The following is a 16,070-nucleotide window of genomic DNA, read 5'->3' on the forward strand; positions in this document are numbered from 1 at the left end:
TTTTTAGATACATCGCATAAGGAAATGTATTTAAAGCCTTGTCAGCTTGTCAACTCGTTAACTTGTCAACTAAATACACACATCATGAAATACGTAGTATCCTTTCTTTTACTCTTTTCGGTATCGGCAATGTATGCCCAGCGCACCATTGTAGAGAGCCTTGAGGCACGCCGGGCAGGCGAAGGCACGGTGTCGGTACACGAAGAGCCTTATATCGCCTCGCTCATCGGCTTGCGCTATACGGGCAACGCCTCGTCTCCCCAGACCTTGAAGGCAAGAGGTTTCCGGGTGCAGGTTTATGCGGGAAACAATTCGCGTGTAGCGCGGAACGAAGCCCAACGGGTGGCGGACAAAGTAAAAGAAACATTCCCCGAAATGCCGGTATATACCTATTTCCAGCCCCCCCGCTGGTTATGCCGCGTAGGTGATTTCAAGAGCATCGAGGAAGCCCATGTCGCCATGCGCAAGCTGAAGGGAAGCGGTGAATTTAAAGAAGTGGCGATTGTACGTGAACAAATTAACATACCTATTGAATAATGATTGATACAGACTTGTTGAAGTTCCCGGAAGAGAAAGTGCAGAAGCTGATGGCGCATTACAAAGAGATTCTTGCGCTTTTGGGCGAAGACACCGGACGGGAAGGATTGTTGAAGACTCCGGAGCGTGTGGCAAAAGCCATGCTCACGCTTACAAGGGGATATGATGTAGACCCGAAAGAGATTTTATTGGGTGCTAAATTCAAGGAAGAATATAGCCAGATGGTCGTAGTAAAGGATATCGATTTCTTCTCGATGTGCGAGCATCACATGTTGCCCTTTTATGGGAAAGCGCACGTGGCGTATATCCCGAACGGATACATCACGGGGCTGAGCAAGATAGCCCGTGTGGTGGATGTATTCTCGCACCGCCTTCAGGTGCAGGAGCGCATGACCTTGCAAATCAAAGAATGCATTCAGGAAACGCTGCACCCATTAGGCGTAATGGTCGTAGTAGAAGCCAAACACATGTGCATGCAGATGCGGGGCGTGGAGAAGCAGAACTCCATCACCACTACTTCCGACTTTACCGGAGCTTTCAATCAAGCCAAGACAAGAGAGGAATTCATGAACCTGATTCGGAAATAAGGCATCCTCTTAGTGTGACTTCCGGTATGCCCGTATGCGTTGCCATACGTTCTTCCGTAAGTCTTCCTTGTAAAGGTTGAATTCCTGCACGTGCAGGTTGCCTTTAGGAAGCAGGGCTTCTACGCTGGGAATAAAGTACAGGTCTTCGTCTATCCCCGTTACGATAAGTGTATGGATGGTAGTGTCGAGCGATACGGTAAAGCCTTGGTAAGAAGGGGCAGGTGTCGCATCGGTGCGCCAGTTGACGGGATTGATGCACACCACATTGTCCCGGAACAAAGGCGATACGGCATCGGGGCGTGTCACGCTGTTGAAGCCTACGAGCACACCGGTATCTATGGAGTCTTGCGCGGGGCGCAGGATGGGATAGCTTGCCAGCTCTTCCGGTGTCACGGTATAGCCGATGGCATAGGTGGCGATGAGCTTCCGGCTGATGTCAGGTGTGATTTCCCGTTTCAGAAGTTCGATAACCGCCTTGGCTCCTTGGCTGTGTCCGGCAAGGATGAACGGTTTTCCTTGGTTGTCGTGTTCCATATAATAATGAAAGGCATCCGCCACGTCCTGATAAGCCAACTTGAACCGTTCTTCGATGAGTGCCGTGTCCAAGGTCAGCCAACTGTCCATCGAAATCTGGCGGTAATAGGGAGAGAAGAAATTGCAACTGTCCGCCAATACGCTTTTAGCCAATTGGATGGAAGGATCTGTCAAGGCACGTTGTTCCGCATCGAAGATGTCCATGTGATGCCGGGTCTGCCCCAATGAGTCGGTATAGTCCCAAATGCAGGTCGGGACTACGTAAAACAAGTCTACGTCTTTCCCCGCAGCGTCTTGCTTATTCTCGAACCAGCACCAGTTGTCCGAATAGTCTATGGTATCGCTTGCGGGGGCGGATGCGTCTTTCTCGCAGGAAGCGAGAGGGAGGAGTATGCAAGCGAGGTATATCAGTTGCTTGATAAAGCGTAAGGGTGATTGGGTATTCATGGGTATATGGTTATAATAAGTTTGTAATCGTGGAGGCTGGAATATTCAGTTTAGAGAAAGCGAACATTTTCTTGCCTAAATCTTTTAATGAAGCTCCGATATGGTATACTTTCATACCATCTATAATCAAGAAACGGTCATGGCTTTCTTTATATACATGAATTTGTATAGGTGGATATTGATTGTTGTGCTTATCAAGGTCGAGTTGGAGTTGTGCGTTTATTTTTCTTGTATAGATTGTTGCTTTTACTCTTTCATTCCGTTTGCTTAACATTAACAATACCGATTTATCCACGTAATTGTCTATTAGTAAAAGCGATTCCTTGGCGGATCGGATTAAATCGGTGGCGAATTTATAAGCATCAAATAATTGTCCGTTATAGAAGATGCCTTCTACGGGAGGCAGGGAAGTGCGGACAAAGAAGTCAATCTTTTTGGAGTGCTCTGCCACTGTATGTTCTAAATCCAATAATCGCCGGTTGATGGAATAACCGTTTAGCAGATATTCTTTTAGTACTTTATTCGCCCATTGGCGGAATTGGGTTCCTCGTTTGCTTTTTACTCGATAACCGACTGAGATGATGACATCAAGATTGTAGTAATCTATTTGATATACTTTACCGTCAGAAGCAGTATAGGCAAATTTTGCCCAAACTGATTCTTTAATTAATTCTCCTTCTTTGAAGATATTACGTATATGTTTGCCTATTACACTTATATCACGGTCGAATAGTTGTGACATTTCATTTATTGAAAGCCATACCGTTTCGTCCTCTAACCGTACTTCCAACTTGATGGTTTCATCGGGTTGGTATAAGATGATTTCTCCTTGATTCTTATTCATGATGATTGAGTGGTTGAAGGTTCGCTTGTTCTTCCAATATCGTTCCGATGCGGTCCAGTATCGCGTAAAGCTCTTCTTGCGTTTCGGCACGGAGCATGGCGATGCGGGTGTCGCGGAAATTGGGGATGCCTTTGAATAAAGGAGAAGCCGCTAAGTGGCGCCTCACGTGAAGGATGCCCCGGCGCTCGTTGAGCAAGTTGATGCTGTCCTGTATCTCCCGGCGCAATACGTCCAGTTTCCACCGGAAAGAGAGGGGAGGAAGCTCTTCGCCCGTTTCCAGGTAATGTTTTACTTCCTTGAATATCCACGGCCGTCCGAAACTGGCGCGGCCTATCATGATGGAGTCTACTCCATAGCGGTCGAAACATTCCTTGGCGCGCTGGGGCGTGGTGATGTCTCCGTTTCCGATAATGGGGATGCGCATCCGCGGGTTGTTTTTCACTTCGCCTATCAAGGTCCAGTCGGCTTCACCGGTGTACATTTGCGAACGGGTGCGCCCGTGGATGGTCAGTGCCTCGATGCCGCAATCCTGCAATTGCTCGGCAAGTTCTACGATGACTTTATGGTTCTCGTCCCATCCCAGACGGGTTTTTACCGTGACCGGAATCTGTACCGCATTCACCACGGCACGGGTGATTTCCAGCATCTTGGGGATATTCTGAAGCATGCCTGCTCCTGCTCCCTTGCCTGCCACCCGCTTTACCGGGCATCCGAAGTTCAGGTCGAGAATGTCGGGGCGGGCCTGTTCTACGATACGCGCCGCTTCTACCATGGTTTCGGTATCTTTCCCGTAGATTTGGATGGCAACGGGACGTTCGGCGGCACTGATGTTGAGTTTCATCATCGTCTTGTCTACCGAGCGTATCAGGGCGTCGCTCGATACGAATTCGGTATAGACCATATCGGCTCCGAATTCCTTGCAAAGCAGGCGGAACGCAGGGTCGGTCACGTCTTCCATGGGGGCCAGCACCACGGGTCTTTCTCCTAAGTCGATTGTACGTATCTTCATGCTGAAATGTGAATGTGTGAATAATCAAAATGCAAAATTAGGGAAAATTCATTACCTTTGCAGCCTAAATCAGCAAAAGAATGGATTATTCGATAAAAGACTTCGAGATTATGGCGCCTGTAGGCTCGCGCGAGTCGCTGGCTGCCGCCATCCATGCCGGGGCGGACTCTGTCTATTTCGGCATTGAGAGCCTGAACATGCGGGCGCGTTCGGCAAGTACGTTTACCATTGATGACTTGCGCGAGATAGCCCGTCTGTGCGACGAGAATGGGGTAAAGAGTTACCTTACGGTGAATACCATCATTTACGATGAGGATTTGGAACTGATGCGCAAGATTATCGATGCGGCAAAGCAGGCAGGCATCAGTGCGGTGATTGCATGTGATGTGGCGGTGATGGCGTATTGCAATCAAATCGGGCAGGAGGTGCATCTTTCCACTCAGTTGAACATCAGTAACGTGGAGGCTTTGAAGTTTTACGCCCGTTTTGCCGATGTGGTGGTGTTGGCGCGCGAGCTGAACCTGAAGCAGGTGCGCAAGATATACGATGCCATCCGCGAAGAACATATCATGGGACCGATGGGGAATCCCGTCCGCATCGAGATGTTCTGCCACGGAGCGTTGTGCATGGCGGTATCGGGCAAGTGTTACCTTAGCCTGAACGAACTGAACGCTTCTGCCAACCGCGGTGCCTGCATGCAGGTGTGCCGCCGGGCTTATATTGTGAAAGACAAGGAGAGTGACATCGAGCTGGAAGTGGATAACCAGTACATCATGTCGCCCAAAGACCTGAAGACCATCCGCTTTATGGATGAGATGATAGAGGCGGGCGTACGGGTGTTCAAGATAGAAGGCCGTGCCCGCGGGGCGGAATATGTGAAGACGGTGGTAGAGTGTTACAAAGAAGCCATCCGCTCGTACCTGGACGGCACGTTCACCGAAGAAAAGAAAGACGCGTGGGACGAACGCCTGAAGACGGTGTTCAACCGTGGATTCTGGAACGGGTATTATTTGGGGCAACGCTTGGGAGAGTGGAGCCGCAACTATGGCTCGGAAGCTACGGAACGCAAAGTCTATGCCGGGCGCGGCATCAAGTATTTCTCGAACATCGGTGTGGCGGAGTTCCTGATAGAGGCTTCCGAAATCAAGGTAGGCGACAAGCTGCTGATTACCGGACCTACTACGGGGGCAATGTTCGTTACGCTTGAAGAAGCGCGTGTCGACCTCAAGCCGGTGGACGTAGTGCCCAAGGGCGTACACGTATCCTTTAAGGTGCCCGGACGCATCCGTCCCAGCGACAAGCTCTACCGCATGGTTCCGTCTGATGAGTTGAAGAAGAAATAAATGAATATCCGCATTTGTTTGTCGAGTTTGTTACGCCGGATTTGCAATCCGGCGTAATTTTTGGAATCGGATTTGCAATCCGAAACCGTTGCTGATGCGGATTACAAATCCGGCGTGACAGGCATTTTTTGTATATGTAGGCAAATGTAGAGACGACCCAAAAGAAGTAACCATGGGCAAAAGTACACATCTTAGTGGACAGCCGCTCTATAGTCGGGTGATAAAATTTCTGTGTAAGGACAGAATCTTTCAATTGAGTCGTGAGCGGTGAACGCTAAGTGAAACGTTTCGACAGTTGGACACATTTAGCGGTAATGCTTTATGCCGTAATCATGAACAGCATTTAAACAGACAATAAACTGGCATTAAAAAAGCGGTCCTCTACGAAAGAGGACCGCTTTGCCATATAGGTTGAGATTGAAATTACAATTTCGGACCTGCAGCAACCAAAGCCTTACCAGCTTCGTTTCCTTCGAACTTAGCGAAGTTCTTGATGAAGCGGCCAGCCAAGTCTTTAGCTTTTTCTTCCCACTGAGCAGCTTCAGCGTAAGTGTCGCGAGGATCGAGGATCTTCGGATCTACGCCCGGCAATTCTGTCGGAACTACGAAGTCGAAGTACGGGATAGTCTTCGTCGGAGCCTTGTCGATAGAACCGTCCAGGATAGCGTCGATGATACCACGAGTATCGCGGATAGAGATACGCTTGCCAGTACCGTTCCAACCAGTGTTTACCAAGTAAGCCTTAGCACCCACTTTTTCCATCTTCTTAACCAGCTCTTCTGCATATTTAGTCGGATGCAAGCTCAAGAAAGCGGCACCGAAGCAAGCTGAGAATGTCGGAGTCGGTTCAGTGATACCACGTTCTGTACCAGCCAATTTAGCGGTAAATCCAGACAAGAAGTAATATTTAGCTTGTTCTGCGCTCAGGATAGATACAGGAGGCAATACGCCGAATGCATCAGCAGACAAGAAGATTACTTGATGAGCGTGAGGACCTTTAGATACCGGTTTCACGATGTTGTTGATGTGGTAGATAGGATAAGAAACACGAGTGTTTTCTGTTACGCTCTTATCAGCGAAGTCAATCTTACCAGCTGCGTCAACTGTAACGTTTTCCAACAAAGCGTCACGTTTGATAGCGTTGTAGATATCCGGCTCTGATTCTTTGTCCAAGTTGATAACCTTAGCGTAGCAACCGCCTTCGTAGTTGAATACGCCTTCGTCATCCCATCCGTGTTCGTCGTCACCGATCAACAGACGTTTCGGGTCGGTAGACAAGGTAGTCTTACCTGTACCAGACAAACCGAAGAAGATAGCAGTGTCAGTACCTTCCATGTTGGTGTTAGCCGAGCAGTGCATAGAAGCGATGCCGCGCAACGGGTTCAGGTAGTTCATGATTGAGAAGATACCCTTCTTCATTTCACCGCCGTACCAAGTGTTCAGGATAACTTGTTCGTTGGTCTTCAAGTTGAATACAGTAGCTGTTTCTGAGTTCAGGCCCAGTTCTTTGTAGTTGTCAACTTTAGCCTTGGCAGCGTTGAATGATACGAAGTCAGGTTCACCGTAGTTAGCCAGTTCTTCTTCTGTCGGACGGATGAACATGTTCTTTACGAAGTGAGCCTGCCAAGCTACTTCCATGATGAAACGAACTTTCAGGCGAGTAGCAGGGTTAGCACCGCAGAAAGTATCCATAACGAACAGACGCTTGCCGCTCAACTGCTTAACGGCTTTAGCCTTCAGGTCTGCCCAAGCTTCTTCCGAGCAAGGTTTGTTATCGTTTTTATATTCATCAGAAGTCCACCATACAGTGTCTTTGCTGGCTTCATTGTATACGAAGAATTTGTCTTTAGGTGAACGACCTGTATAGATACCGGTCATTACGTTTACAGCACCCAGTTCAGTTACCTGACCTTTTTCATAACCTTCAAGACTGTCTTTAGTCTCTTCAGCGAACAATACTTCATAAGAAGGGTTGTGGAGAATTTCCTTCACGTCGGTAATACCGTACTTGCTTAAATCTAAATTTGCCATTGTTCCAATGATTTAATTTGGTTGTTATATCAAATGTTTAGTATTTGCTCTGTTATCCTTCACGGCATAAAAGATGTTCTTTAACATCTATACCTTGTTTTTCGCGATACAAAAATAGTGGTTTCTTTTTAAACTAAAGAAGTAATTAGCGAAAAAAATCCGTAATTGATGAAGATTTATACTTGTGTAACAAATATGCCATTTCGAGTTTGCAATTCACGCGGGCGGTCGTGATGTCCGACACGGGCAGCCGTAATGGCTGGCACAGGCGTTCATGCCGGGCGATGCGGGCGTTCACGTTTCGTTCCTTCGGAATTTATCTTTTTTCTTCTTATCTTTGTCAGAAATTATCAAACGAATCCATATATGAAAATAACAGACTTTAGCACCCAACACACCATCTTGAACCAGTTCCTTTCTGAACTGCGCGATGTAACCATACAGCAAGACAGCTTGCGATTCCGGCGGAACATCGAACGCATCGGGGAAATCATGGCATACGAAATCAGCCGCGACCTGCCTTATGTAGAGAAAGCAATCCGCACGCCGCTTGCCGAAGCCACGGAAAATGTACCTGCCGTGCGTCCGGTGATAGCTACTATCCTGCGTGCGGGCTTGCCGCTCCACAGGGGCTTCATCAACTATTTCGACCATGCCGAAAACGCTTTCGTATCGGCTTACCGGAAGTATTTCGATGAAGACCATTTTGATATCCATATCGAATACATCGCCTCGCCCAAGCTGGACGGGAAAACGCTGATTCTTACCGACACGATGCTCGCTACGGGCGCCTCGATGGAATATGCTTACGAAGCGCTGCTGACGAAAGGCACGCCTGCCCATATCCACATCGCTTCGGTCATAGCCAGCCGCCAGGCTGTAGAGCATATCCGGCAAGTATTCCCGCAAGAAAAAACCAGCCTATGGTGCGGGACGATTGACCCCGAACTGAATGCGCATTCGTATATCGTGCCCGGGCTGGGTGATGCCGGAGACTTGTGTTACGGAGAGAAAGAATGATTCATTTATAAACACAGAGGCACAAAGACACAGAGATTTTTTTATATATGTCTCTGTGCCTTTGTGCCTCTGTGTTCAAAAAAAGAGAACTGTATTACTTAATTTCCCACGTATCGTTGGTGTCAAGCAATTCGGCAAAGTTATGGTAACGTTTTTTGGCAGACACTTCTTCTATCTGCTCTGCTACCGCCTCGTCATACGTAGGAGCCTTTACATCACGGATTACGCCCAAGGCAATCGGGAAATCAGGGCCTTCCATCAAGGCTAACTTCAATTGCAAGGTATTGTCTTCGCAATGGGCATCGTGTACCAGAATATCTTTTTCGCTGATGCCATTCTCGCCCAGTTTCACTACTTTCAGCCCGAAACCTTCCTGCATCAGGCCAAATTCATGATTCGGTCCGAACAGCATCGGTTTTCCGTGTTCCAAGTAAATGGCATTCCGTTCGCGGTCTTCTTTCTTGGCTACGGAGTTGTGCGTGCCGTCGTTGAAAATGACGCAGTTCTGCAACACTTCGATTACGGAAGTGCCTTTATGGTGCGCCGCCGCTTTAAGCACTTCTACAGTCGGACCTCCATCTACCGCAACGCAGCGGGCAAAGAAACGTCCGCGCGCTCCGAAGCAGAGCTCTGCCGGGCGGAACGGGTCTTCCACTGTTCCGTAAGGCGATGATTTGCTGACAAATCCGCGTGCCGACGTGGGCGAATATTGCCCTTTGGTCAGACCGTAAATGCGGTTATTCAGCAAGATAATATTAATGTCTATGTTCCGCCGGATGGCATGGATGAAATGATTGCCGCCAATGGCAAGCCCGTCACCGTCACCCGAAACTTGCCAGATGGTGAGATTCGGGTTGGCTACCTTTGCACCTGTCGCGATAGCCGCTGCACGCCCGTGAATGGTATGCATGCCATACGTATTCATATAATAAGGCAAGCGCGATGAACATCCGATGCCGGAAATAACGGCTATTTCGTGAGGCGGAACGCCCAATTCGGCAAGCGCTTTGTGGAATGAACTCAAGAAAGCATGGTCGCCACATCCGGGGCACCAGCGCGGCTGTCCTGCTTTATAATCGGCTGCTGTATATTTTGTTTCGCTCATGATTATTCCTCCTATATATTATGCATTTAAAATGCGGTTAAAAGCTTCTGTCAGTTCTTTTACGACAAAAGGCTGGCCCTTTACCTGATTGAACTGGTAAAAGTGAACGCCTTCTACCTTCATGCGCAAATAGCCTGCAAGCTGTCCCATGTTTTGCTCGGCTACAACGACTTTCTTGTACCGGCGAAGCACTTCGGCTGTATTCTTGGGCAATGGATTCAAGTATTTGAGATGAGCCAATGCCACTTTCTTGCCTTGCCCGTTCAAAACGTCCATTGCAGAATGCAAATGGCCGTATGTACCGCCGAAACCGACAATCAACAAATCAGCGTCCTCACATCCTTCTACTTCCAAATCTGGAATGCATGAAGCGATACGCGCTACCTTTTCGGCACGTAAGGTTGTCATCAGATGATGGTTTTCAGGGTCTGTAGAAATCGCACCGCTCTCACTGCTCTTTTCCAGACCGCCGATACGGTGCATGAATCCTTTTGTTCCCGGTATTGCCCAATAACGCACCAAGGTATTCGGGTCGCGTTGGAAAGGAGTCCATGTGCCTGCCATCTCCGGTTTCACGTAGGGCGGACGGATTTCCGGATACTTGCTCAAGTCGGGCAAATGCCAAGCGGCAGATCCATTGGCAATGTAGGCATCGGTAAGCAAAACAACGGGTGTCATGTGCTCCAGCGCAATCTTACAAGCCATGTAAGCCGCATCAAAACAATCAGTAGGCGAGTTGGCGGCAATAACCGGCATCGGGCTTTCGCCATTCCTTCCGAACAAGACTTGAAGCAAGTCTGTCTGTTCGGATTTCGTAGGCAAACCGGTAGACGGGCCTCCACGTTGCACATCCACAATGACTAACGGAAGTTCGGTGATTACAGCCAGGTTCATCGCCTCACTCTTCAGACAGATGCCCGGTCCGGAGGTTGTAGTAACCGCCAGTGCACCTGCAAAAGCCGCTCCTACTGCCGAAGCACATCCGGCAATCTCGTCTTCGCATTGCACGGTTTTCACACCCAGTGACTTATGTTTTGCCAATTCATGCAAAATGTCTGTGGCGGGAGTAATCGGATACGAACCTAAATAAAGTTGCAGCCCTGCTTTTTCGGCAGCGGCAATCAATCCGTATGACGTAGCCTTATTTCCGTTAATATCCATATAACGGCCTTTTTCCTTTACCTGCTTGCTTGGCACCATATAGCTTGCTGAAACCGAAGCATGCGTGTTCTCGCCAAAATGGAAACCGTCATACAATACTTTCACGTTGGCTTCTGCTATTTCGGGCTTCTTGGCAAATTTCTCACGAAGCAGTTTTTCGCCTACGCTGATGTCGCGATGGAACAGCCAGCAAACCAATCCTAACGCGAACATATTCTTGGTACGCATGATGGATTTGTTGTCCAGCCCGCTATCTTTCAGGCTTTCTTTACACATGGTGGTAATAGCGGCTTCCACTACTTCATTCTTAATGCCTAATTCCGAAAACGGATTCTCCAATTGGAATTGCGCCTTTTCCAAATCCCGCTTGGTGAACGAGTCTGTATCAATGATAATTACCGATTGAGGCTTACAAAACTTATATTGTGTCTTCAATGCTGCCGGATTCATCGCAACCAACACATCGCATTTATCACCCGGTGTATAGACTTTGCCCGAACCAATGTGCACCTGAAAACCTGACACGCCGGTCAACGTACCTTGCGGAGCACGGATGTCAGCCGGATAATCCGGGAATGTACTGATATCATTTCCTTCTGTTGCCGAAATATTGGAAAACATATTTCCGGCAAGCTGCATGCCGTCGCCCGAATCTCCAGAGAAACGGACAACCACATCATTTAGTTCCTTGACTACCATTTCTTTTGCCATATTCTTTTTTTTAAGAGTTCACACATTTCAACCTCGCAAAATTGGTGAACTTCCTTTAAAATTCAAAATAAAAAGGCAATTTTATTGCTGGGAGTCAAGTTATTTACTATTTTTCTAAACAAAAATATGGAAATTAGCAAAGAAAGCAGTACATTTGCACACCCGCCTTGGTAGTTCAACGGATAGAACAAGCGTTTCCTAAACGTTAAATAGGGGTTCGATTCCCCTCCGAGGTACTTTTATTTACTATTTTGCTATTTACGGTTTACTATTTTAAGCAAATGACAAAATAGTAAATTGTAAAGCCGCAAATCAAGGGATGTTTATCAATTTATGCGTCTGAAGGCTTAACCGCCACTGCGGATGCTTCTTTATATACTCAATCACTTCTTCGGTATTTTGACACGAACACGGCTGGAGGAAATGCTCTTTTGCTTCTATTAATAAATAAGGAGAGACATCTTGCCCGATATAAACCACTTTCACCTCATCAATATGTCTGACGCGGAGCACTGTTCCTTCTTTGGGGGAACAAGTCACCCAATCCACCGCTTCGGGCAGAACTTGTGTTCCATTGGTTTCGACGGCAACATATTTGCCGGCTTTGTGCAGCAAATCGACCAATGCGTCGTCTATCCACAATCCCGGCTCTCCGCCTGTCATGATAACCATCCGGCAGGGATATTTGCATACTTCTTCTATAATTTCCTCATCGCCCATTTCGGTTCCAGACTCATGCGATGTATCACAAAAAATGCACTTCAGATTGCATCCCGAAAAGCGTACAAATACAGCAGGGGTTCCTGCATGTGCCCCTTCTCCCTGCAGGCTATAGAATATTTCGTTAATCTTTCTCATAAATTACCGTATTCCCTTCCGATTCCCTTACCTCTACCTTAAAACAATACGGCACTTGTTCACATACCCAACGGGCAATATTCTCGGCTGTCGGGTTGAATGGCAACACATCGTTCAGGTGGCGATGGTCTAACGCACCTTGTACCACTTCTTTAATCTGAGAAAAATCAACAACCATGCCATATTCATTCAGTTCCTTGCTACGGCAATATACGGTAATAATCCAATTGTGACCATGCAGATTTTCACACTTGCTGGGATAGGGAAGTGTCAGGCTGTGCGAAGCCGATATTTCCATGCGCTTTATAACTGTGTACATATCTTAAGAAGTTAAGAAGTTAAGGAGTTATAGAAGTTAAGGAGTTAAGTCAATAGCCTTATTGCTGAATATATCGCAAAAGTATTGACTTAACTCCTTAACTTCTTCACTCCTTAACTCCTGATTACATTATTATGAGTTAAGCTTTTACAGCTTTCGCTTCTTTTTCGTCTTTCTTTCCTCCTAAAGCCAGATAAGCTACCGGAGCCGCTACAAACAATGAAGAGAATGTTCCGATTACGACACCCAGAATCATTGCGAACGAGAAGCTACGGATGCTGTCACCGCCCAAGAAGAAGATAATGAGCAATACAATCAATGTACTCTGACCGGTATTCAACGTACGGGCCAATGTCGTATTCAAGGCATCGTTAAACAGTTGGGTACGGTTCCGGTTCGGATAAAGATGGGTAAACTCACGCACACGGTCGAAAATAACCACCTTGTCATTGATAGAATAACCGATTACGGTCAAGACGGCACCAATAAAGGTCTGGTCTACTTCCAATGAGAACGGCATCCATCCATAGCACAATGAATAGGCACCCACAACCAAGAAGGCATCGATAGCCAACGCTACAGTAGCACCCAAGCTAAACGCAATGTTGCTGAATCGGATCAAGATATACAAACCGATGGCAATCACGGCAAAAATAACCGCCCAAACAGCCGAAGTACGCATATCATCCGCCATACTCGGACCTACCTTCTGTGAACTGATGATAGAGCAGCCCTCCGTGTTGTCACGGTCGATAAATTGAGCCAAGGTCAAACCGTCGGGAAGCAAATTGCCTTCCTTGAAAGCTTCATACAGAATACCCTCTATTTCGGTATCTACGTGAGCGCCGTCTTCTTCAATGCGGTAGTTGGTGCTGACACGGATGCGGTGACCGTCTGTACCCAACGCGATAGCCTGAATATTGGCATCTTCTACCTTATTTTCCAATAAGTCGCGGATGGTTTCAGGCTGTACCACTTTATCGAACTGTACGACAAAGTTACGTCCGCCGGTAAAGTCAATACTTTGAGACAAGCCACGCACTGCAAATGAAATAATGCATATTACGATGATGGTGCCCCAAATTGTAAACGAACGTTTGGTAATGCCCATGAAGTTATAATGCGCATTTTGGAAAAGGTTCTTCGACAGGCTGGTCGAGAAAGTCAGGTTACGCAATTTGCCTTTCGACAAGAAGTATTCGTATATCAAACGGGTTATATACACCGCAGTAAAGAACGAACAGATAATACCGATAATCAAGGTCGTAGCGAATCCGCGGATAGGTCCGGTTCCGAAATAGAACAGGATGACACCGGTAATGATTGAAGTCAGGTTCGAGTCGAAGATTGCCGAGAAAGCACCTGAATAACCAGCCGAAATGGCTTCTTTCATATTCTTTCCGGCTTTCAGCTCTTCCTTCGTACGTTCGTGAATCAGCACGTTCGCATCGACCGCCATAGCCAAAGACAATACGATACCGGCAATACCCGACAACGTAAGGGCAGCCTGGAACGAAGACATGATACCCATGGTAAAGAAGAAGTTGAGTACCAACGCTGTATTGGCAACCATGCCCGGGATAAACCCGTACATCAGACAAAGGTAAGCCATCAGGGCTATCAATGCCACTACAAATGAAATCAATCCTTGGTTAATGGATTGCTGACCCAGCGAAGGACCTACGATGTCCTCTTGCACGATACGCGCGGGAGCCGGCATCTTACCCGACTTCAACACGTTTGCCAAGTCTTTGGTCACTTCCGGAGTAAAGTTTCCGGTGATTTCCGAATTACCCCCTGTAATTTCCGTATTTACACGCGGCGCACTGTATACATAACCGTCCAATACAATGGCTATTTCCTTTCCAATATTCTTTTTGGTCAGAGCTGCCCAACGGCGAGAACCGTCGGTGTTCATCGACATCGTTACACAAGGCTTGTTAAACTGGTCGTAAGAATCTCTTGCATCCGTGATGACATCACCTTCCAGCGGAGCACGGCCGTTGCGTTCGGTTACCCGGATGGCATACAATTCAAAGATGTGCCCGGTCTTATCAATGTCAGAAGCTTTCACGCCCCACATCAATTTTAAGTCGCGCGGCATGATTTCCTTTACTTCTTTCATGTTCAAGACCGTATTGATGGATGCGGTGTCCTTATAGTCCGCATAACCCACAATAGCTCCGATGCCACTCTGGTTAGGCTGGAATACAGCCAACAGCGGATGCTCTTTCTTCAATTGCTCCAGATTAACGGCATTGTTGTCAACGGTTTCGCCTTTCAATACAGCCGCCAGGCTGTCTTTCGAAGAAACCGCTTCCGTTTCTTCCGCTGCTGCAACCGTTTCTTCAACTTTCACCGTATCAGAAGTTAAGTTCATGGCTACACGGGCGCGTTCGTCTGCTGAAACCAATACAGGAACAATGTCTTTTGCCTCGTATGTTTCCCAAAACTCCAGATTGGCGGAACCTTGCAACAGGTTTCTCACACGTTCAGGCTCTTTGATACCCGGAAGTTCCACCATGATACGTCCCATGGTACCTTCCAGCGGTTGGATATTCGGCTGAACTACACCGAAGCGGTCGATACGCGTACGCAATACATTATAAGAATTGTCGATGGCAGCCTGCACTTCTTCGCGCAATGCCCGTTCCACTTCCGCATCCGTGCTGCGTGTGTTCACTTTCTCCTTCAACTGCTGGGTGGCAAACAACTCTGCCAATTTTCCGTCCGGAACCAGTCTCTTGTACTCTCTCACAAAAAGGGTGATGAAATCTTCCTGGCTGGTCACTTGTTGCTTGGCCGCTTCTGCCACTGCCTTATTGAAAGCCTCATCGGGCTTGTTGTCAGCCAAAGCCTTTACTACATCCGGAACAGATACTTCAAGGATGACGTTCATACCGCCCTTCAAATCCAGTCCCAAACCGATTTCCATCTCACGACATTGTTTCAGCGTATAACTGCCCAGCCAAACCTTCTTGTTCATCATTGAGTCAAGATAGTGTGCCTCTCCTTTCGGGTCTTCTGCCGCTTTGTTCATGTGATAGCGGGTCACGAATGAAAACGAAAGATAGAACACGCAGACCAGTGTCAGTAATATCGCAAAAACCTTTACGAATCCTTTGTTTTGCATGTTACTTTAATTTATTATTTACCTTTTAATTAATATGCGTTTATTTCAAGGTTGCAAATATAGTTCTTTTTTCTTTTCCATGCGGAAAGCTTTTTAAATATTTCAATTTTCTGATATAAAAAACACGATTTTCCATAAGAATCGGTTTAAAAACAAGCCTCTGCAACCCTTCATTTTTATAATAAGGCAGATAAAAGGAAATATTCTGATTTTATCCAGACGCATACCCATGCCAAGGCAACTATATGCACTGGGCTGATGCAGCCCAGTGCATCGGGCATTGCGGTTATCCGTATCTTCGCCCTGTTTTCACACTTCTTTACTCAATTATTATCAAATGATAATGAAAGGGTTGGAAGATGCTGATGAAGGGAAATGGAGGCGATGTGCCGAAAATGGGACGGGAAAGTTTACAGAACTGTGGTCATGAA

Annotated in this window: 13 protein-coding genes and 1 tRNA gene; 5 read left to right on the forward strand and 9 right to left on the reverse strand. The window is 47.2% G+C overall.

Annotated elements, in window-relative coordinates:
• The first annotated feature begins 84 nt into the window (after positions 1-84).
• The gene (locus BACSA_RS12505; RefSeq protein ID WP_013618453.1) at positions 85-537 is read left to right on the forward strand and encodes an SPOR domain-containing protein; all 453 of its coding nucleotides are present in this window, start codon (positions 85-87) and stop codon (positions 535-537) included.
• Positions 537-1,124 carry a GTP cyclohydrolase I FolE gene (gene folE, locus BACSA_RS12510; RefSeq protein WP_013618454.1) on the forward strand — a complete coding sequence of 196 codons (588 nt, stop codon included), beginning with the start codon at positions 537-539 and terminating at the stop codon, positions 1,122-1,124. Before BACSA_RS12505 ends, folE begins: the two co-directional genes overlap by 1 nt.
• A 9-nt stretch (positions 1,125-1,133) precedes the next feature.
• Here folE and BACSA_RS12515 read toward each other — a convergent pair whose 3' ends face one another.
• From BACSA_RS12515 to dusB, 3 genes are read right to left on the reverse strand one after another with little or no spacing between them, the layout of a single operon-like run.
• Positions 1,134-2,105 (reverse strand): DUF3089 domain-containing protein, encoded by a 972-nt coding sequence (locus BACSA_RS12515; RefSeq protein WP_013618455.1) that lies wholly within the window; start codon positions 2,103-2,105, stop codon positions 1,134-1,136.
• Positions 2,106-2,115: 10 nt separating this feature from the next.
• Positions 2,116-2,949, reverse strand: coding sequence for a virulence RhuM family protein (locus BACSA_RS12520; RefSeq protein WP_013618456.1), 834 nt, complete (start codon positions 2,947-2,949; stop codon positions 2,116-2,118).
• On the reverse strand, positions 2,942-3,958 hold the full coding sequence (gene dusB / locus BACSA_RS12525) for a tRNA dihydrouridine synthase DusB (RefSeq protein WP_013618457.1): 1,017 nt from the start codon (positions 3,956-3,958) through the stop codon (positions 2,942-2,944). Before dusB ends, BACSA_RS12520 begins: the two co-directional genes overlap by 8 nt.
• An 80-nt stretch (positions 3,959-4,038) precedes the next feature.
• On the opposite strand from dusB, the gene BACSA_RS12530 reads away from it, so the two are divergent.
• Positions 4,039-5,301 carry a peptidase U32 family protein gene (locus tag BACSA_RS12530; protein WP_013618458.1) on the forward strand — a complete coding sequence of 421 codons (1,263 nt, stop codon included), beginning with the start codon at positions 4,039-4,041 and terminating at the stop codon, positions 5,299-5,301.
• Positions 5,302-5,724: 423 nt separating this feature from the next.
• On the opposite strand, the gene pckA is transcribed toward BACSA_RS12530, so the two are convergent.
• Positions 5,725-7,332: a phosphoenolpyruvate carboxykinase (ATP) gene (gene pckA, locus BACSA_RS12535; RefSeq protein ID WP_013618459.1), complete on the reverse strand. Its 1,608-nt coding sequence runs from the start codon at positions 7,330-7,332 to the stop codon at positions 5,725-5,727.
• A 366-nt stretch (positions 7,333-7,698) separates the two neighbouring features.
• Between pckA and upp the strand changes: the two genes are divergently transcribed.
• The gene (upp, locus tag BACSA_RS12540; RefSeq protein ID WP_013618460.1) at positions 7,699-8,352 is read left to right on the forward strand and encodes a uracil phosphoribosyltransferase; all 654 of its coding nucleotides are present in this window, start codon (positions 7,699-7,701) and stop codon (positions 8,350-8,352) included.
• Between the two features lie 94 nt (positions 8,353-8,446).
• On the opposite strand, the gene BACSA_RS12545 is transcribed toward upp, so the two are convergent.
• Entirely contained in the window at positions 8,447-9,457 is a 1,011-nt protein-coding gene (locus tag BACSA_RS12545) for a 2-oxoacid:ferredoxin oxidoreductase subunit beta (RefSeq protein ID WP_013618461.1), read from the reverse strand.
• A gap of 18 nt (positions 9,458-9,475) precedes the next feature.
• Positions 9,476-11,329 (reverse strand): 2-oxoacid:acceptor oxidoreductase subunit alpha, encoded by a 1,854-nt coding sequence (locus BACSA_RS12550; RefSeq protein ID WP_013618462.1) that lies wholly within the window; start codon positions 11,327-11,329, stop codon positions 9,476-9,478.
• A 164-nt stretch (positions 11,330-11,493) separates the two neighbouring features.
• On the opposite strand from BACSA_RS12550, the gene BACSA_RS12555 reads away from it, so the two are divergent.
• A tRNA-Arg gene (locus BACSA_RS12555) sits at positions 11,494-11,565 on the forward strand.
• Between the two features lie 76 nt (positions 11,566-11,641).
• Here the strand turns inward: BACSA_RS12555 and BACSA_RS12560 are convergent.
• From BACSA_RS12560 to secDF, 3 genes are all read right to left on the reverse strand, one after another.
• A complete protein-coding gene (locus BACSA_RS12560) occupies positions 11,642-12,187 on the reverse strand; it encodes a 7-carboxy-7-deazaguanine synthase QueE (RefSeq protein WP_013618463.1) in 546 nt (181 codons plus the stop codon).
• On the reverse strand, positions 12,174-12,506 hold the full coding sequence (locus BACSA_RS12565; RefSeq protein WP_013618464.1) for a 6-pyruvoyl trahydropterin synthase family protein: 333 nt from the start codon (positions 12,504-12,506) through the stop codon (positions 12,174-12,176). The genes BACSA_RS12560 and BACSA_RS12565 overlap by 14 nt, the downstream gene beginning before the upstream one ends.
• A 139-nt stretch (positions 12,507-12,645) precedes the next feature.
• Positions 12,646-15,639 carry a protein translocase subunit SecDF gene (secDF, locus tag BACSA_RS12570; RefSeq protein WP_013618465.1) on the reverse strand — a complete coding sequence of 998 codons (2,994 nt, stop codon included), beginning with the start codon at positions 15,637-15,639 and terminating at the stop codon, positions 12,646-12,648.
• Positions 15,640-16,070: the final 431 nt, after the last annotated feature.

It is taken from the genome of Phocaeicola salanitronis DSM 18170 (assembly GCF_000190575.1).
Taxonomy (GTDB): domain Bacteria; phylum Bacteroidota; class Bacteroidia; order Bacteroidales; family Bacteroidaceae; genus Phocaeicola; species Phocaeicola salanitronis.